Annotated in this window: 14 protein-coding genes and 1 pseudogene; 11 read left to right on the forward strand and 4 right to left on the reverse strand. The window is 71.6% G+C overall.

Annotation, left to right across the window (positions count from 1 at the left end; all coding sequences use genetic code 11):
* Nucleotides 1–84: 84 nt before the first annotated feature.
* Nucleotides 85–1,005 (reverse strand): peptidoglycan-binding protein, encoded by a 921-nt coding sequence (locus STRCI_RS21505; RefSeq protein WP_269660582.1) that lies wholly within the window; start codon nt 1,003–1,005, stop codon nt 85–87.
* Between the two features lie 288 nt (nt 1,006–1,293).
* Between STRCI_RS21505 and STRCI_RS21510 the strand changes: the two genes are divergently transcribed.
* The 5 genes from STRCI_RS21510 to STRCI_RS21530 all read left to right on the forward strand — a co-directional run bounded on the left by STRCI_RS21510 (nt 1,294) and on the right by STRCI_RS21530 (nt 7,295).
* Complete coding sequence (locus STRCI_RS21510; protein WP_269660583.1) at nt 1,294–3,531, forward strand: MMPL family transporter; 2,238 nt, start codon at nt 1,294–1,296, stop codon at nt 3,529–3,531.
* Nucleotides 3,532–3,642: 111 nt separating this feature from the next.
* Nucleotides 3,643–4,857 carry a sensor histidine kinase gene (locus tag STRCI_RS21515; RefSeq protein ID WP_418953470.1) on the forward strand — a complete coding sequence of 405 codons (1,215 nt, stop codon included), beginning with the start codon at nt 3,643–3,645 and terminating at the stop codon, nt 4,855–4,857.
* The gene (locus tag STRCI_RS21520; RefSeq protein ID WP_269660585.1) at nt 4,854–5,519 is read left to right on the forward strand and encodes a response regulator transcription factor; all 666 of its coding nucleotides are present in this window, start codon (nt 4,854–4,856) and stop codon (nt 5,517–5,519) included. Before STRCI_RS21515 ends, STRCI_RS21520 begins: the two co-directional genes overlap by 4 nt.
* A gap of 100 nt (nt 5,520–5,619) precedes the next feature.
* The gene (locus tag STRCI_RS21525) at nt 5,620–6,315 is read left to right on the forward strand and encodes a type 1 glutamine amidotransferase domain-containing protein (RefSeq protein WP_269660586.1); all 696 of its coding nucleotides are present in this window, start codon (nt 5,620–5,622) and stop codon (nt 6,313–6,315) included.
* A gap of 32 nt (nt 6,316–6,347) precedes the next feature.
* Entirely contained in the window at nt 6,348–7,295 is a 948-nt protein-coding gene (locus STRCI_RS21530; RefSeq protein WP_269660587.1) for a LysR family transcriptional regulator, read from the forward strand.
* Nucleotides 7,296–7,320: 25 nt separating this feature from the next.
* Here STRCI_RS21530 and STRCI_RS21535 read toward each other — a convergent pair.
* Nucleotides 7,321–7,506: pseudogene (locus STRCI_RS21535) on the reverse strand (glycoside hydrolase family 11 protein); the annotation flags it as partial.
* A gap of 316 nt (nt 7,507–7,822) precedes the next feature.
* On the opposite strand from STRCI_RS21535, the gene STRCI_RS21540 reads away from it, so the two are divergent.
* The 3 genes from STRCI_RS21540 (at nt 7,823) to STRCI_RS21550 (ending at nt 10,831) form a co-directional block, all read left to right on the forward strand.
* On the forward strand, nt 7,823–9,175 hold the full coding sequence (locus STRCI_RS21540; protein ID WP_269660588.1) for a DUF5933 domain-containing protein: 1,353 nt from the start codon (nt 7,823–7,825) through the stop codon (nt 9,173–9,175).
* A 64-nt stretch (nt 9,176–9,239) separates the two neighbouring features.
* Nucleotides 9,240–10,322: an NAD(P)H-dependent amine dehydrogenase family protein gene (locus STRCI_RS21545; RefSeq protein WP_269660589.1), complete on the forward strand. Its 1,083-nt coding sequence runs from the start codon at nt 9,240–9,242 to the stop codon at nt 10,320–10,322.
* A 2-nt stretch (nt 10,323–10,324) separates the two neighbouring features.
* Complete coding sequence (locus STRCI_RS21550) at nt 10,325–10,831, forward strand: carboxymuconolactone decarboxylase family protein (RefSeq protein ID WP_269660590.1); 507 nt, start codon at nt 10,325–10,327, stop codon at nt 10,829–10,831.
* Here the strand turns inward: STRCI_RS21550 and STRCI_RS21555 are convergent.
* Nucleotides 10,791–11,552, reverse strand: coding sequence for a polysaccharide deacetylase family protein (locus tag STRCI_RS21555; protein WP_269660591.1), 762 nt, complete (start codon nt 11,550–11,552; stop codon nt 10,791–10,793). The genes STRCI_RS21550 and STRCI_RS21555 overlap by 41 nt on opposite strands.
* A 214-nt stretch (nt 11,553–11,766) precedes the next feature.
* Here STRCI_RS21555 and STRCI_RS21560 point away from each other — a divergent pair, with 214 nt between their 5' ends.
* On the forward strand, nt 11,767–13,317 hold the full coding sequence (locus STRCI_RS21560) for a serine/threonine-protein kinase (protein ID WP_269660592.1): 1,551 nt from the start codon (nt 11,767–11,769) through the stop codon (nt 13,315–13,317).
* Nucleotides 13,318–13,353: 36 nt separating this feature from the next.
* Here STRCI_RS21560 and STRCI_RS21565 read toward each other — a convergent pair whose 3' ends face one another.
* Nucleotides 13,354–14,553, reverse strand: a complete 1,200-nt coding sequence (locus STRCI_RS21565; RefSeq protein WP_269660593.1) for a L,D-transpeptidase — start codon at nt 14,551–14,553, stop codon at nt 13,354–13,356.
* A gap of 206 nt (nt 14,554–14,759) precedes the next feature.
* On the opposite strand from STRCI_RS21565, the gene STRCI_RS21570 reads away from it, so the two are divergent.
* Both STRCI_RS21570 and murJ read left to right on the forward strand, forming a co-directional pair.
* Nucleotides 14,760–15,947 (forward strand): lipid II:glycine glycyltransferase FemX, encoded by a 1,188-nt coding sequence (locus tag STRCI_RS21570; protein ID WP_269660594.1) that lies wholly within the window; start codon nt 14,760–14,762, stop codon nt 15,945–15,947.
* Nucleotides 15,872–17,563: a murein biosynthesis integral membrane protein MurJ gene (gene murJ, locus STRCI_RS21575; protein ID WP_418953365.1), complete on the forward strand. Its 1,692-nt coding sequence runs from the start codon at nt 15,872–15,874 to the stop codon at nt 17,561–17,563. Before STRCI_RS21570 ends, murJ begins: the two co-directional genes overlap by 76 nt.
* The last annotated feature ends 19 nt before the right edge of the window (nt 17,564–17,582 follow it).

Genomic DNA, 17,582 nt, shown 5'->3' on the forward strand with positions numbered 1-17,582 from the left:
CGCCAGGACCGTACCGTCGGTAACCACCGGGTCAATACTGGTCGGTAGGTTACGGTTCAGTAATTTAAGTTCTCATTGAAGTGTTCACGAGAACAACAACCGCCATGTGAGGGGCCCGGGGTGCCCGTCGGCGTCCCCGCGCAGCTCGGGCCGCGACTTCTGGAAGTCCCGCACGTTCAGCCGGTCCGCCTCACCCCAGGCCCTGCTGGGGCCGACCTTGTAGTGATCACCGAAACCACGCTCGACCAGCCGCTTGCCGAGCTTGAGGACATGCTCGTTGACGGCACCCGCCCGGAAGTACTTGCGTCCGGGGAAGGCGGGCACCCTCGGCTCGACGGTCCCGGTCTCCGCCGGCTCCTTGTCGCCCCCGAGGTCCAGGTCGGCCTTGGCGTGCTTCAGCAGCCGGGCGAAGTCGACGGCGCCAGGGTCGCCATGGGCGTTCTCGGGTACATGCATGTGCCCGCACACCCCCTTGAACGCCTCCCACCTCGTGCCCGACATGCGCTGGCCGCCGCCGTTGGCGTACGACGAGGGATAGGCGGGCCAGGACTTCGGGCCGGACAGGGGGACGCCGTGTTCCTCGTGCATCCAGGAGAGGAACCGGGCGACGCCGAGCAGCGCCCAGTCCGGGGCCTCCGGCCAGTACAGGTGGGCGTCGCCGGACTTCTTCCACTTGGCGTGGGTCTTGGGGTCGCAGGTGCCGACCAGTTCGACCTGGCAGACGTTCAGGGTGTTCGTCTCGACGCCGCCGCCGAGGTTGACCAGCGCCCGGGAGGAGGTCTCGATGTCGAAGTGCTGGTACCACTTCAGCTTCTTCGCCCCGAGGTCCGGCACCGCCGTCAGGTTCGGCGCGGAGCCGCCACCGCCGTACCCGGGCAGTGAGCGGCCCTCGGTGGTGTGCAGGACGACGACGTTGACCTGCATGGCGTCGCCGCCGAAGTCGTCCTGGTACCAGTTGGCCCGGCTCGCGCCCGGGTATCGCTGGGGTCCGGTCTTCGTGCTCATGCTCGCTCCCGCGCTGTGCGTTCGAAGGGCTGTCATGCCCAACCACAGGAGAACCTAGGGGAGTTGAGCGCGCCGCCGGAGAAGGCGCGAGGCATTCACAGGTTGTGGACAGTCAGGGGAGGGGCGCGACCTGAGGGCGATGCGCCGTCGTCCCCGGGTGGGAGCCGCACGGGGGGCCGTACTGCGATTTCAGTACCGCGCAGTGTCGGCAGCCGCACGACGACACGGCACCCCTTGCCCCGGGAGCCTTGAGGAACCTTCGACATCCAGATCTGGAGACCCCTCCTCGTGGCTACTTTCCTGTATCGACTGGGCCGCCTGGCCTTCCGGCGGCGCTGGCGCGTCGCCCTGGTCTGGGCCGCCGTCCTGGCCGCCGTCGGGTTCGGCGCCATGAGTTCCTCGGGCGCCGTCGACGAGGAGTTCTCCATGCCGGGGATCGAATCGCAGCAGGCGTTCGACCTGCTGGAGGAGCGCTTCCCCGGCACCACCGGCGACAGCGCCGGCGCCCGGGTCGTCTTCGTCGCGCCGGGCGGCGAGAAGGTCACCGCCACCGAGCACAAGGCGGCCGTCGAGGCGGCGGTCGCCGAACTCGGGGACGGCTCGCAGGTCGCGAGCGCCGTGGACCCCTTCAAGGCCGGCGCGGTCAGCGAGGACGGCTCCACGGCGTACACCACCGTCACCTACAAGGTCGGCGCCGTCGATCTCACCGACGCGAGCAAGACGCATCTGGAGGAGGCGCTCGACCACGCCCAGGACTCCGGGCTCACCGTCGAGGCCGGCGGGACCGCCCTGGAGGAGACCGGCGGCCCCGGCGGCGCCGCCGAGGCGATCGGCGTCGCCATCGCCGCGGTCGTGCTGCTGATCACCTTCGGCTCGCTGGCCGCCGCCGGACTGCCGCTGCTCACCGCCGTCATCGGCGTCGGCGTCAGCATGGCCACCATCCTCGCCCTGTCCACCGCCCTCGGACTGTCCAGCACCACCGGCACCCTGGCGACGATGCTGGGTCTCGCCGTAGGCATCGACTACGCCCTGTTCGTCGTCTCCCGCTACCGCGAGGAGCGGGCCAAGGGGCGGGCGCCCCAGGAGGCCACCGCCCTCGCCACCGGCACCGCGGGTTCCGCGGTCGTCTTCGCGGGTCTCACCGTCGTCATCGCCCTGGCCGGGCTCTCCGTCGTCGGCATCCCGATGCTGACCAAGATGGGCCTGGCCGCCGCGGGCGCGGTGGTCGTCGGCGTACTGATCGCGCTGACCCTCGTCCCGGCCCTGCTCGGCTTCTGGCCCAACGCCGTACTGGCCCGCAAGGCCCGCCGCGCCGGCCGTACGACCGAGGAGACCCCGAAGGCCGGCCGTACGACCGAGGAAGCCCCGAAGAAGGACAACGGCGGCACCCGCTGGGCCCGTTTCGTGCTGCGCCGCCCGCTGCCCGTGCTGCTGCTCGGCGTCGTGGGCCTCGGCGCCTTGGCGATACCGATGACCGACCTCCAGCTCGGCATGCCGGGCGACGAGGCCAAGTCGACGTCCACGACCGAGCGCCGGGCCTACGACGCGCTCGCCGAGGGCTTCGGGCCCGGCTTCAACGGGCCGCTGACCGTCGTCGTGGACGCCAAGGGCGCCGACGACCCGAAGGCCGCCGCCGACACGATCTCCCAGGAGATCGGCGGCACCGAGGGCGTGGTGTCGGTGTCCCCCGCCCAGTTCAACGAGGCCGGTGACACCGCCGTCTTCTCGGTCGTCCCGGCCACCGCGCCGACCGACGAGAAGACCAAGGACCTGGTCACCTCCATCCGCGGCGAGCGGCCGGACATGGAGTCCGCGACCGGGGCCACCTTCGACGTCACCGGCACCACCGCGATGAACATCGACATCGCCGACAAGGTGCAGTCCGCGCTGGTGCCGTATCTGATCCTCGTGGTCGGGCTCGCCGTGATCCTGCTGCTGGTGGTCTTCCGGTCGGTCCTGGTCCCGCTGAAGGCGGCCCTCGGCTTCCTGCTCTCGGTGCTCGCCTCCCTCGGCGCGGTGGTCGTGGTCTTCCAGCAGGGCCACGGCGCCGAACTCCTGGGCGTGGAGACCACCGGCCCGATCATGAGCCTGATGCCGATCTTCCTGGTGGGCATCGTCTTCGGACTCGCGATGGACTACGAGGTCTTCCTGGTCTCCCGGATGCGCGAGGCGTACGTCCACGGCGAGAGCCCCGCCCAGGCCGTGACCTCCGGTTTCCGGCACAGCGCCCGGGTGGTCGTGGCCGCCGCGCTGATCATGATCGCGGTCTTCGCCGGGTTCATCGGCGAGAGCGACTCCATGATCAAGATGATCGGGTTCGGGCTCGCCGCGGCCGTCCTCCTCGACGCCTTCGTGGTGCGGATGGCGATCGTCCCGGCTGTCCTCGCCCTGCTCGGCGACAAGGCCTGGTGGCTGCCGAAGTGGCTGGACCGGATCCTGCCCAGGGTCGATGTGGAGGGCGAGGCGCTGAACCGTCCGGTGGAGCCGTCCGCCGTACCGGCCGAGAAGGAGGTCGCGCGCGCCTGAGGCGTGCGGCGGAGGGGCCGCCCGGGTCGTCGTCACCGACCCGGGCGGCCCCGCATCGTCCACCATGGATGTCTGCACCACTGACCGAGAGAGCAGCCCGTGATCACCAACATGGAGAGCTACGCCGACCGCATCGAGCGCTACGCGGCACGCTTCCCGCGCGCCCTCGACGTGGTGATGGTGCTGGCCCTGATCGGCTGCGCGAGCCTCGGCACCCAGCTCAGCCTCCCCGGCACCAGCACCCCGGACTCGGGCAAGCCCCTGGAGATCATGCTCGGCCTGTCCTGCTTCGTGCTGCTGAAGTACCGCACCCACACGCGCACGGTCGTCGTCGTGGTCGCCCTGGTCACGGTCGCCGCCATCGCGCGCGGCTATCTGCTCACCCCGCTGCTGCTGGCCCCGCTGCTCGCGGCGATGTACTGGCTCGCCGTCCTGTGCGACCGCAGGACCGTCCGGGCGTACGCCGCCGTCGTCGCCGTGGCGCTGCTGACCGTGAACGTGGCCAGCGAGAACATCCCCGACCTCTCCATCGTCCTGACGGTGATCGGACCCGTCTTCTGGCTGGCCCTGCCGATCGTCGCCGGCAACATGGCCCGGCTGCGGCGCGACTACCTGGAGTCCGTGCAGGCCCGCGCCGAGCACGCCGAGCGCACCCGGGAGGAGGAGGCCCGGCTGCGGGTCGCCGAGGAACGCATGCGGATCGCCCGGGAACTGCACGACGTGGTCGCCCACCACCTGGCGCTGGCCAACGCGCAGGCCGGTACCGCCGCCCACCTCGCGCGCAGCAACCCCGAGCAGAGCGAGAGGATCCTCAACGACCTCACCGGCACCACCTCCTCGGCGCTGCGCGAGCTCAAGGCCACCTTGGGCCTGCTGCGCCAGGACGACCACCCGCCGGGCGAGGGCCTTGAGCCCGCCCCCGGTCTCGCCCGGCTGCCCGAGCTGATCTCGACCTACCGATCGGCGGGCCTCGACGTCATGGTCACCACGGACGGCGTGCCCCGGCCGCTGTCGCCGGGCGCGGACCTGACCGCGTACCGGATCGTGCAGGAGGCCCTCACCAACGTCTCCAAGCACGCCGCCGCGCACAGCGCCCACGTCCGCTTCACCTACGCCGACGCCCGGCTGGTCATCACGGTCAGCAACGACGGCCCCGCCACCGGCTCCCCGGCGACCGGCGGCTTCGGGCTGATGGGCATGCGGGAACGCGCCCACTCCATCGGCGGCGAACTCTGCGCGGGCCCCCGCCCCGAGGGCGGTTTCGAGGTCACCACCGCGCTGCCGCTCCAGCCGTCCGCCGCCGCCGTAGAAGGAGAGGGCCCATGACCATCAGGGTGCTGCTCGCCGACGACCAGGCCCTGTTGCGGGCCACCTTCCGGATACTGATCGACTCCTGTCCCGACCTGGAGGTGGTCGGGGAGGCGTCGGACGGCGCGGAGGCGCTGGAGCTGACCCGCGCCCACCACCCGGACGTCGTCCTCATGGACATCCGGATGCCCGGCACCGACGGACTCTCCGGCACCTCCGCGATCTGCGCCGACCCCGCGCTCGCCGCGACCCGGGTGCTGATCCTGACCACCTTCGAGACCGAGGACTACGTCGCCCAGGCGCTGCGGGCCGGGGCGAGCGGCTTCCTCGGCAAGGACGTCACCGCGGACGCCCTGCTGGCCGGGATCCGCACGGTGGCCTCCGGGGACTCGCTGCTGTCCCCCGGCGCCACCCGCACCCTCATCACCCGCTTCCTCACCTCCCCGGCACCGGGCACCCAGCTGGCGCCCCCGGAGCGGCTGGCCGAGCTGACCGGCCGGGAGCGGGAGGTCATGGCGCTGGCGGCGGAGGGCAAGTCCAACGCCGAGATCGCCGAGCTGCTGGTCGTGAGCCCGCTGACGGTACGGACCCACATCCACCGGGCGATGACCAAGCTCAACGCACGGGACCGGGCGCAGCTCGTCGTCATCGCGTACCAGACGGGTCTGGTGCAGCCATAGGGATATCAATGGCCGGGATTGGATTCCTCATTGGAAACCAATGGGTGGGCGGGCTTACGTTCGAGGTCCTGCACTGCTCGCACCCTCTGGAGTTCTCCCCATGTCGAAGATTCTCTTCGTGCTGACCGGCGTCGACTATTGGACCCTTGCCGACGGCACCCGCCACCCCTCCGGCTTCTGGGCCGAGGAGGCCGTCGCCCCCTACCAGCGGTTCACCGCCGAGGGCCACGAGATCGTCGTCGCCACGCCCGGCGGTGTCGTGCCCACCGTCGACCGGGGCAGCCTCGCCGCCGAGGTCAACGGCGGCCAGGAGAACGCGGACGCGGTCGCGGCCGGGCTCGCCGCGATGACCGAGCTGAAGAACCCGATCCGGCTGGAGGACGTGAACCTCGGCGACTACGCCGCCGTCTTCTACCCCGGCGGCCACGGCCCCATGGAGGACCTGGCGGTCGACGCCGTCTCCGGCCGGATCCTCGTCGACGCCCTGGACGCCGGACTGCCGCTCGGCGTGGTCTGCCACGGACCGGCCGCGCTGCTCGCCGCCACCCGCGAGGACGGCGCCAACGCCTTCGCCGGGTACCGGGTTGCCGCCTTCACCAACGACGAGGAGACCCAGGCAGGTCTCGCCCCCAAGGCGAAGTGGCTGCTGGAGACCCGGCTCGTCGAGGCGGGCGTGGACGTGCGGGCCGCCGAGCCGTGGGCGCCGCACGTCATCGTCGACCGCAACCTCGTGACCGGCCAGAACCCCGCCTCCTCGGCCCCGCTGGCGGCCGAGCTGCTGAAGAAGCTGGCCTGATCCGGCCATACGGGCGCATTAGGCTCGCGGGTGTGAGCCATAAGGAAGCCAATGGAGCGCAGGGTGCCCAGGCCCCCGGCCCGGTCACCCAGGACCTGAACCTGGTCCGGACGTTCCTCGCCGTCTACCGCTCCGGCTCCTTCACCGCCGCCGCGCAGTTGCTGGGCATCTCCCAGCCCACGGTGACCACCCAGGTCAAGGCCCTGGAGCGGCAGTCGGGCCGCGAGCTGTTCGCCCGGCTGCCCAGGGGCGTCACGCCCACGCCGTACGCCCATGACCTGGCCGCCAGGGTCGCCGCCCCGCTGGACGCGCTGCTCGCGGCCACCGGGCACGACCCGGCGGAGGCGGGCCCGCCGGCCCCGGTCCATCTGGCCGGTCCCGCCGAACTCCTCTGCCTGCGGATCCTGCCCGCACTGGCCCCGCTGGTCGCCGAGGGCGTACGGCTGCGGGTGAGCCCCGGGCTGACGGATCCGCTGCTGGAGGAGTTGCGGGCGGGCCGCCACGACCTGGTCATCGCCACCCACCGCCCCCGGGGCCGGACCCTGCTGTCGACGCCGCTGCTCGACGAGGAGTTCGTCCTGGCGGCGGCGCCGGTGTGGGCGGACCGGATCGGCGACCGGGTGACGACCGAGGGCCCCGGCGTCCTGCACACCGTCCCCCTGGTCTCCTACGCCGAGGACCTCCCGATCCTCCGCCGCTACTGGCGCCACGTCTTCGACCAGCGCCTGAACTGCCGGGCCGCAGTGACGATGCCGGACCTGCGGGGCGTCCTGACGGCGGTGACCTCGGGGGCGGGCTTCTCGGTCCTGCCGCGGTATTTGTGCGAACGGGAGCTGGCGGAGGGTGCGTTGATGCCTCTGCACGAGCCGGAGGATGCGCCGATCAATACGGGGTACTTGGTCCAACGCCCCGGGACGTCCGAGAACCCGCACGTCGGGGAGGTACGGGACGTGCTCCTGCGTCTGGGCCCCACCTGGTGAGAGGGCGGGGCCCAGACCATTCGTTTTAGGTCGCAGTGCAAGTGACCGAGGGCCAGGTGCGGTTGCCGTTGTGCTGGATGGTGACGCCCCAGTTGTTGCCGCTGGCGTCGGGTTTGGCGGTCAGAACTTGTGAACTGGGGTAACCGGCGGAGAGAGTCGCGGAGCACCCGGTGCCGCCACCTCCACCACCGCTGGCAGCAGTGGAGCGACCGCTAAAACCTCAACGTCTCCGTCACCGGCTCCTCCAACTGGACCGTCACCATGAACGTCTTCAAGGGAATGGGCAGCGGCCGCGGAAACGCCGAGACCGGGTTCAACAGCCCGCCACGGCCTGAGGCCGTCCCGGCGCGTCGAACGAGCGCGCATCCAGACCCCCGGGTCTTAGCCCCGGGGGTTTCGCGTGGAGCCAACAGTCGGCGACGCGTTCTTGGACACACCCCTAACAGGGGCGGAACCCGAAGTGCGATTATTCCGTCTTGGTCGGTCGGGCGTCGGCCTGTGGTTCGGGACTAGTAAATTGGCTGAAATTGAGACGAATACCAAGACTCTGGGCCGCGGTGGGCGTCGTGGCTCTGGGATTCCTCATAGCGCTGGAGTTCGCCGCGCGGCGATACGGGCTGCCGGGGCCGCTCACCAATCAGGCGCGAGAGGTGATATTCGCGCCTAAATCGGGCGGCCTGCTTTATGCCGGTATGGCCCTGATGATGGTCGTGCTCAGCTGGCGGCAGCGGCTCATCTCCTTGGCCACCGCGGTTGGAATCGACCTCGTCATCGTCGCCGTCCGGTGGGTATTCGATCTCAAGATCACCGAAGGCCATCCCTACGGCACCGGCGCCCTGTGGGTGATCCTGGCCCACGGGGTCATCGCCCTCACCCGTCGCAGCGGCAGTGAGCGCGTCCTGCTGCTCAAGGGCGTCGGGCTCGCCCTGCTCCTCGTCGCCGGGCGCAAGACCGGGGACACCTGGCTGCTCATCACCTCCAAGACCCGCCCCACGGTCCTCGACCAGTACGTCGCGATGGCCGACCACGCACTCGGCAACCCCTCCTGGCTGGTCGGCCGGATCGTCACGGCCAGCGGTCCCGTCGGCTTCAACCTCCTGGACTTCGTCTACGGCCAGCTCGCGGTCGCCGCCGTCATCGCCGCTCTCTATCAGCTGCGCAATGTCGCGACGGAGCGCCGATTCCCCCGTCATCATCTGGTCCGTACGTTCCTGGTGATCGGGCTGCTGGGTCCCGCGATCTACATGATCTATCCCGTCGTCGGCCCTCTCTACGCCTACGGCACCGGCAACGCGCACTGGGCCGACGTCAGCTTCTGGGCGCCGGAATCGCCCCCCACCACACCGTGGGCGGTCGCGACGATCTGGCCCGACACCATGCCGTCGATCAGCACCCCGCAGCCGTTCTCCTTCGACGAGATCACCCCGCGCAACTGCATGCCCAGCCTGCACACCGCCTGGGCCACCGCGATCTTCCTCCACACCCGCAAGAGCCCCCGAGCCCTGCGCTACGCCGGGACCTTCTGGCTGATCGCCACCCTCGCCGCGACCCTGGGCTTCGGCTACCACTACGGCGCCGACCTCATCGCCGGTGTCGTCTTCACCCTCACCATCGAGGCCGGCCTGCGCACCTACGACCGCGACTGGGACCGCACCGGGCTCCGGCTCACTGCCTACGGCGCGACCGTCTTCACCGCGCTCCTGTTGTCGTACCGCTTCCTGTCCGTGGAGCTGGCCGAGCACCCCTGGGTGTCCGGGCCGCTGCTGCTCCTGGCCATGGCGTCCGTGGTCTACGCATACGTACAGACGCTCGCGGCATGGGATCGCACCCCCGCTCCCGTCAAGCAGCCCGAGCCGGAACCGGAGCCCGAACTCATCTGACGCGCACCGCTATTCCTCGTGCACGGCTATGGGAAGTTCCGGGGCGCGTCGTTACCCTCCGGCCATGATTCCCACGGTGGTTTGGGGCACGGGGAACGTCGGACGCGCGGCCGTACGAGCCGTCGCGGCCCACCCGCTGCTCAGCCTGGCGGCCGTGCTGGTGTCCAGCCCCGCCAAGGTCGGCAAGGACGCGGGCGAGCTCGCCGGACTCGGCCGGCGCCTCGGGGTGACGGCGACCGATGATGTGGAGGGGGTGCTTCAACTCCAGGAAGGCCCCCGCGCGCTCGTGTACGCCGCCTCCGGCGACGTCCGCCCCGACGGCGCGATCGAGGACATCAGCCGCGCACTCCGCGCGGGCGCGGTCGTCGTCACGCCGTCCCTGTACGGCATGTACGACTGCACGAACGCCCCGGAGGAGATCCGCGCCCCCCTGCTCGCCGCCGCGGCGGACGGCGGCGGCTCGCTGTTCGTCTCGGGTGTGGACCCGGGGTGGGCCAACGACGTGCTCCCGCTCCTGGTCAGCGGGCTCGGCTCGGACATCGACACCGTCCGCTGCCAGGAGATCTTCGACTACTCGACGTACGACCAGGAGGAAGCGGTCCGCGGGCTGATCGGGATGGGGCATCCGCTCAACTACCAGCCGCTGATGCTCGCCGAGGGCATTCCGACGATGATCTGGGGCGGGCAGCTGCGGATGATGGCGCGGGCCCTGGGCGCCGTACTCGACGGGATCGATGAGGTTCTGGAACGGCGGCCTCTTGAGGCTTCCGTCGTCACCGGCACCATGGGGGAGTTCGCGGCCGGTACCCAGGGCGCGATCCGGCTTGAGGTGCGGGGCATGGTCGCGGGGGAACCGCGCATCGTCGTCGAGCACATCACCCGTATTCATCCCGACTGCGCCCCGGACTGGCCCGTACCGCCGGGCGGCGGGGCCGGGGCGCACCGGGTGATCATCGAGGGGCGGCCCCGGATCGAGGTCACGGTCGAGGCGACGGACGAGGGGGAGAACCGGGCCGCCGGGGGCAACGCGACGGCGGCCGGGCGGCTGGTCAACGCCATCGACTGGCTCGTAGAGGCCGAGCCGGGTCTCTACGACGCACTCGACGTCCCGCTGCGCCCCGCGGCGGGACGGCTGGGAAAGAGGTGACCATGCGGATCGACATTCCCGAGGGAGCCGATCCCCTCGCGTACGTCTGGGGCGAGCTGGTGCCCGGGATCGGCCCGGCGGCAGCGACTCTCTCGCTCGCCGTCTACGAGCACACGACCCTCGGCCTGCGCGAGTTCGAGGCCGCCCGCCTGCGCGTCGCGCAGCTCAACGGCTGCCTGTTCTGCCTGGACTGGCGCACCGAACGCGACGGGGAGAAGGTCGAGGACGGCTTCCTCGACGCGGTCGCCGACTGGCGTACGGCGGACTCCTTCGACGAGCGGACCCGGCTGGCGGCGGAGTACGCGGAGCGCTACGTCCTCGACCACCACCGACTGGACGACGGCTTCTGGGGGCGCATGACCGCGCACTACAGCCAGGCGGAGATCGTCGAGCTGACCATGTGCCTCGGATCGTGGCTGGCGTTCGGCCGGCTCAACCATGTGCTGGGGCTGGACAGCACGTGTGTGCTCAGCGCACCGGGAAGCCGTAGGAGTAGCCCTGCTCCTTGAGCGAGGGCAGCACCCGGCGCAGCGCCTCGACGGTCTGCGCGCGGTCGCCGCCCGCGTCGTGGAAGAGGAGCGTCGGCCCGTTGGGCAGCTCCCGCTCGACGGTGGCGACGATGGCGTCCGCGCCGGGCTGCTCGAAGTCCTTGGTGTCCACGTTCCAGCCCAGCGGACGCATGCCCCGGGAGGCGGCCAGCTCACGGCTGTACGGGGTGAAGGCACCGCCCGGCGCCCGGTAGTACATCGGCCGGACGCCACCGGACGCCTCGGTGATCATGCGCTCGGCGTCGAGGATCTGCGAGCGCTGGTAGGCCTTGGACTGCCGGTCCATGGTGGTGTCGTGGGAGACGGAGTGGTTGCACAGGCGGTGGCCCTCGGCGACCACCTTCTTCACCAGGTCGGGGTGGGCCTCGGCCTGCGTACCCACGATGCAGAACGTGGCCTTCACGCCGTTCTCCCGCAGCACGTCCAGGACCTGGGGGGTCCAGTTGGGGTCGGGGCCGTCGTCGATGGTGATGTTGACGCCGCGGGCGCCCGCTTCCGAGGCGTGCGCGATGCTCTTCTCGACCGCCTTGACCTTGCGCTCCGGCGTGGTCGCCTGCGCCGCCGAGTCCACGGCATCCGCCTGCGCCGACCACACCGAGGCCCCGGTGGCCAGCACCATCACCCCGAGCGCCGCCCCGACCACCTTGGTGTACCAGCCCCGCCCCGCACCGTGCCGCGCCATGTCCGTCCCGCTTTCCCTTAGTTGCTCGCCCGCCCCCGGGCCGCCTTGCGACCACCTGGCAGGACGAGAAAAGTTGCCCGGGGGATCCCGCTGTTGCCGATCACGGACAATTCCGGGGGAGTTCCCGGACAACTCACCAGCCACCGGTGTCACGGCCCGACCTGGCCGGGCTGGGTGGCCTCGGCCGGGTCCGGGCTGCCCTAACCTGTCGCGCATGGACGCAGCGGGGGACGTGGTCGGTGGACGCTTCGAGCTGATCGAGCGGCTCGGCAGCGGCGGCATGGGGACGGTGTGGCGGGCCTGGGACACCGTGCTGCAACGCGAGGTGGCGCTGAAAGCCGTACGCCCCGAGGCGGAGGCCTCGGACACGGTACGGGAGCGGGTGCTGCGCGAGGCGCGGGCGCTGGCGCGGCTCTCCAACCCGCATGTGGTGGCGATCCACCAGATCGTCGAGGCGGACCCGCATCCGTGGATCGTGATGGAGCTGGTGCCCGGCGTATCGCTGCAACAGCGGCTGGACGGCGGCACGTTGCAGCCGGCGGAAGCGGCGCGGATCGGGCGCCAGGTGCTGACGGCGCTGCGGGTCGCGCATGACGCGGGCATCCGGCACCGGGACGTGAAGCCGGCGAACATCCTGCTCCGTCCCGACGGTACGGCCGTACTCACCGACTTCGGCATCGCCGCCCTCCAGGGCACGACCTCGCTGACGGTCACGGGTCAACTCGTGGGCTCCCCCGAGTACATGGCGCCGGAGCGCATCCGCGGGCACGGTGACACACCGGCCTCCGACCTGTGGGCGCTCGGTCTGGTCCTGTACGTGTGCACGGAGGGCGTGAGCCCACTGCGCCGCGCGCACACGCTGGCCACGCTGGCGGCGGTGCTGGACGACCCGGTACCACCGCCGGTCCGCTCGGGCCCGCTGTCCCCCGTACTGCAGGCCCTGCTCGTCCGCGACCCGTCGGCTCGCCCGGACGCGGCTCGACTGGACGCGATGCTCGCGGCGGTGGAGTCGGGGGCGACGCCGGGGTGGGCGGCGCCCACGGCGCCCACGGTGACCGCGGCGCCGATGCCGCCTCTGCCGCAGGGGGTACCTGGACCCCCGGATCCGCCGACGCGACCGGATGCCGCACGTGGGCAGGGGCCGGGCGCCATCCGACGACGCACCACCGTCCTGGTTGCCGCGGCGGCGACCCTGGTGGTGCTGGCGACGGCAACGGCCGTGGTCCTGGCGCTCCGCGCATCGAACGAGACCGGAACCACCGACGACGCCCGGGTCGGCACATCCACCAGTGCCTCCGCGACACAGCCGGCCTCGCCGACGCCCTCACCTTCGGCGAGTGCACCGACGGAACCGACGCGGAGCCCGAGCGCGAGCCCGACAGCAGTGACCCCGTCCAGAACCGTGCGCCCCAAACCCCCGGCAGCCGGTGGCCAGTGGATCGCCCAGCTCTACTCGGAGCCGGTCTCCTCCGGCACGGCGGCCCGGGACGAACGCCTCGCCCGTATTCGGACGACGGTGCCCGGTGCGGTGTACGTCCGGAGCGACAACTTCGCCTCGCTCCGGCCGGGCTACTGGGTCATCTACGCCCCGGGCCCCTTCGCCGACGGGCGCGCCGCCCTCAGGTTCTGCGCCGAGCGGGGCCGTACCACGGCCACCACCTGCATCGGCCGCTATCTCAGCAAGAACGCGGCCGATTTCTCCCTCCAGTGCCGGCCCCCGGCGACCAGCCCGACCGGACGGTGCACGCGCCCCGGGCAACAGTGACGCGCCCACGGGAGAAGCAGCGGCTCTGATGCTCCGTCAGCGCACCGCGCTCTTCCCCTGCCACTCCGCCCACGACAGGTTCCACGCGCCGAAACCGTTCCCGGGATCGACCACGCCCTTGGTCTCCTCGCCGGAGATCTCGAAGGGGTCGCCGGGCCGCACCTGGCCGTAGAACCAGGCCGCGTTCGCGTCGCTCATCCCTATGCAGCCCGAGCTCCGGTTGGCGTTGCCGAACCAGGCGGCGTTCCACGGCGCGGCGTGCGCGTACATCCCCGACCAGGTCAGCCGCATCGAGTAGTCGACCATCTTGTCGTAGGCGTCACCGAGGCCCACCGTCTCGGAGTTCATGTTGATCGTGCCCTCCTTGGCCATGAGCACGGCGGTACCGCGCCAGGAGCGCTTGTCCCCGCCGGGCGTGCCGCCGGAGACCGGTATGCGCCGCACCGTCTTCCCGTCGCGCACCAGCGTGAGCCGATGGGTGTCGAGGTCGACCTTGACGATCTGCTCGGCGCCGATGGTGAACCTCGTCGTGTAGTCGCGGACGAACCAGCCGCCGTCCGGGCCCGAATCGGTGCCGTTCAGCCGGGCGTCGAGCGTGACCTCGGTACCGGGCTTCCAGTACGCCTTGGGCCGCCAGTCCACCCGGTCGCGGCCCGACCAGTCGCGGATCCAGCCCCAGGAGCCCTCGGTGTCGTTCGAGGTGGTGATCCTCAGCTGCTTCTCGACCTCGGCCTTGTTCTTCACCGGGTGGTCGAAGACCAGCGAGATCGGCTGGGCGACACCGACGGTGGCGTCGGCGCCCGGCCGCCAGTCGACCTTGTTGACCTTGGCCGCCGGTGCCGTGGTGAAGGCGGCGTTGGTGGTCTTCGCGGTGCCGCCCTCGGTCCTGGTCGCCGCCGTCACCTTGTACGAGGCGCCGGGCACGGCCTTGCGGTCGGAGGCCCAGGAGCGGCCGTCGGCGGCGACCTTCCCGGCGAGCCGGCGGCCCTCGCCGTCGGTGACGGTCACCGAGGTGAGCCTGCCGCCCGAGGCCTCGACCCGGACCGGGTCGCCCGCCGGGACCTGCTTCCCCTCGGGTGTGACGGTGACCGTGACCGGGCGGTCGTCGGGCTTCTCCTTCGCGGAGCCCGGGCCGCCGGACGAGCCGTTCGACGAACACGCGGCGAGCGGCACCAGCAGCGCGGCCACCACGGTGGCCCGGACGCGGGCATGAGCGAGTACACGTGGACGCGACAACGGGACCTCCAGGAGGGCGGGAACGACGGCGATGCCGTGACTGTAGAGCCGTAAAACCCGAGGTCAGCCGCTGTGGAGCAACATGATGGCGACTGGTGCGGAACGGTCATGGTCCGGTCACATTCGCCGGACGGGGCCGTCATGGGCCGCTGTGAATCTCCTGAGTGTCCCCGCGACAGGCCCGGGGAGAAGGAGAGGCCCAGACCGTGTCAGCGCTGCTCGTTCCGCCCAGCCGCTCACGCCGAGCGGGGGACCGCGGCTTCACCCTGCGTCCCGTCACCGCGGAGACCTACCGCGCCTTCCTCGCGTCCCCCGCCGGCGCCGCCCTCGGCGCCGGGTTCCTGCAATGCCCGTCCTGGGCCGAGGTCAAGGAGGGCTGGCGGGCCCAGCTCCTCGGCTGGGGGCCTGACCCGGAGGCGGGTCAACTGACCGGGGTGGCACTGGTGTTGCTACGGCAGTTCCCCGGCACCCGCAGGTACTTCGCCTACCTTCCCGAGGGCCCCGTCGCGGACTGGAGCGACCCCGACGTCGACGGCTGGCTCGGCCCCCTGCTCGAACACCTGCGCCGCGCGGGCGTCTTCGCCGTACGCATCGGTCCCTCGCCCGCCTACCGGCGCTGGAACGCCGCCCACCTCAAGCCGCTCACCGGTCCGGGCCTGCGCCTCGGTGACGTCCTCGCCAGCGAGGTCGACCCGCTCGGGACCGCCGTGGCGGATCGGCTGCGGTCCCGTGGCTGGCACCGCTGCGGGGACGACAAGGACGGGGACGCCCAGCCCCGGCACGTCTTCCACGTACCGCTCGCCGGACGCACCCGCGAGGACCTGTGGTCCGGGCTCAACCAGGAGTGGCGGCGCAATGTCCGCCGGGCCGAGAAGGAGGGCGTCGAGGTGGTCGTCGGCAGCGCGGCCGAACTCCCCGAGTTCTACCGGCTGCTGGGCATCACCGAGCGCCGCGACGGCTTCCGGCTCGGCCGCTCGCTCGCCTACTACGAGCGCCAGTACGCGGCCCTCAACGCCGAGGAACCGGGCCGGATGAAGCTGTACCTCGCCCGGCACGGGGGCGAGATCCTCGCCGCCCACACGATGATCACCGTGGGCCGCCGGGCCTGGTACCAGACCGGCGCCTCCGCGGACCACCGCCGCGAGGTCCGGCCCTCCAACGCCCTTCAGTGGCGGATGCTCCAGGACGCCCACGCCCTCGGCGCCGATGTCTACGACATGCGCGGGGTACCCTCCACTCTCGATCCAGACGAACGTGCGTACGGACTGCTGCGGTGGAAGCTCGGCACCGGGGGACAGGTCGTCGAGACGTTGGGGGAATGGGAGAGACCCTTGGGCGGCAGCGCCAACCACACGCTCTACCGCGCCTTCCAGGCGTACCTGAACCGCCGGTGAAGCAGCCGGAGTTGACGAAGGCGGAGCCCGAGGCCCCCTCCGCCGCGCGCGGCAGCGCCGTGATGGCCGCCGGATCCGTCGTCTCCCGGGCCACCGGCTTCGCCCGCTCCGCCGTGGTCGCGGCGGCGATCGGCACCATCGGGCCGACCGCCGACGGCTACGCGGTCGGCAACGCCCTGCCCACCATCGTCTACATGCTGCTCCTCGGCGGCGCCCTGAACGCCGTCTTCGTGCCCGAGCTGGTCAAGGCCGCCAAGGAGCACGCCGACGGGGGTACGGCGTACACCGACCGGCTCGTCACGGTCTGCGTGGCCGCCCTGCTGGTGATCACCGCGACCGCGGTCTGGGCAGCGCCCGCGATCATCGACGCGTACACCGACTACACCGGCGAACAGGCGGCCATGACCACCGCGTTCGCCCGCTATTGCCTGCCCCAGATCTTCTTCCTCGGACTGTTCACACTCCTCGGCCAAGTGCTCAACGCGCGCGGCCGGTTCGGCGCGATGATGTGGGCGCCGGTCCTCAACAACCTTGTTGTCATGAGCGTGTTCGGCCTCTACCTGGCGCTGTCCCTGGGCGGCGGCGACACCCTCACCGCGACCGAGACCGCCGTACTCGGCTGGGGCACCACCGCCGGGATCGCCGCCCAGGCCCTCGCCCTCGTCCCCGCCCTGCGCGCGGCCCGCTTCCGCTGGCGGCCCCGCTTCGACTGGCGCGGCAGCGGACTGACCCGCCCGATGCGCTCGGCGGGCTGGCTGGTCCTGCTGGTCCTCGCCAACCAGGCCGCCTACTGGGTCACCACCCGTCTGGCCACCACCGCGGGCCTCGACGGCGGCCCCGGATACGGCGCCTACAACAACGCCTACGCCCTGTGGGTCGTCCCGCACGGCATCGTCACGGTCTCCGTGGTGACCGCGCTGATGCCCCGGATGAGCGCGGCCGCCGCCGACGGGGACACCGCCGCCGTACGCCGCGACGTCTCCCACGGCCTGCGCACCTGTGCCGCCGCCGTCATCCCCGCCGCCTGCATGCTGTTCGCCCTCGCCCACCCGGTGATGGCCCTGGTCTTCGGGTACGGCAGGACCAGCGCCGACGACACCGCCGCCATGGCCGGGATCCTGATGGCGTTCGCGCCGGGGCTCGTCGCCCTGTCCGGCCAGTACGTCCTGTCCCGCGCCTTCTACGCGCTCTCCGACACCCGTACGCCGTTCCTGCTCAACCTGGTGATCGTCGCCTGCAACGCGGGGCTGTCCCTGGCCGCCGCGCAGCTGCTCCCCGCGCGCTGGGCGGTGACGGGCATGGCGGCGGCGTACTCCCTGGCGCTGTGCGCGGGCTGGGCGCTGACCGCCCGGGTGCTCAGCCGCCGGCTCGGCGTCGAACGCCCGCTGCGCTCGTCGCCCGTCGGCGCGCACGCCCGGCTGCTGCTGGCCGCCGTACCCGCCACCGCGCTCGGCCATCTCGCCGCCGTGGGAACCGCGTCGGCGGGTGCGGTGGTCTCCACCGTGGGCGGCGCGGCCGTCGTCGTCCTCACCTTCGCCCTGCTCGCCCGCCCGCTGCGCCTGGCCGAACTCGACGCGCTGCTCACCGGCCTGCGCCGCAGAGCGACCCGGACCTGACCATGAGAGCCTGTGGACA

The organism is Streptomyces cinnabarinus (genome assembly GCF_027270315.1).
GTDB classification, from domain to species: domain Bacteria; phylum Actinomycetota; class Actinomycetes; order Streptomycetales; family Streptomycetaceae; genus Streptomyces; species Streptomyces cinnabarinus.

Excerpts from the sequence above, each read along its gene's own strand:
- STRCI_RS21555 (WP_269660591.1), bottom strand. The coding sequence starts at position 11,552 with ATGGCGCGGCACGGTGCGGGGCGGGGCTGGTACACCAAGGTGGTCGGG.
- STRCI_RS21515 (WP_418953470.1), top strand. The coding sequence starts at position 3,643 with ATGGAGAGCTACGCCGACCGCATCGAGCGCTACGCGGCACGCTTCCCG.
- STRCI_RS21505 (WP_269660582.1), bottom strand. The coding sequence starts at position 1,005 with ATGAGCACGAAGACCGGACCCCAGCGATACCCGGGCGCGAGCCGGGCC.
- STRCI_RS21560 (WP_269660592.1), top strand. The coding sequence starts at position 11,767 with ATGGACGCAGCGGGGGACGTGGTCGGTGGACGCTTCGAGCTGATCGAG.
- murJ (WP_418953365.1), top strand. The coding sequence starts at position 15,872 with ATGGGAGAGACCCTTGGGCGGCAGCGCCAACCACACGCTCTACCGCGC.
- STRCI_RS21550 (WP_269660590.1), top strand. The coding sequence starts at position 10,325 with ATGCGGATCGACATTCCCGAGGGAGCCGATCCCCTCGCGTACGTCTGG.
- STRCI_RS21525 (WP_269660586.1), top strand. The coding sequence starts at position 5,620 with ATGTCGAAGATTCTCTTCGTGCTGACCGGCGTCGACTATTGGACCCTT.
- STRCI_RS21520 (WP_269660585.1), top strand. The coding sequence starts at position 4,854 with ATGACCATCAGGGTGCTGCTCGCCGACGACCAGGCCCTGTTGCGGGCC.
- STRCI_RS21545 (WP_269660589.1), top strand. The coding sequence starts at position 9,240 with ATGATTCCCACGGTGGTTTGGGGCACGGGGAACGTCGGACGCGCGGCC.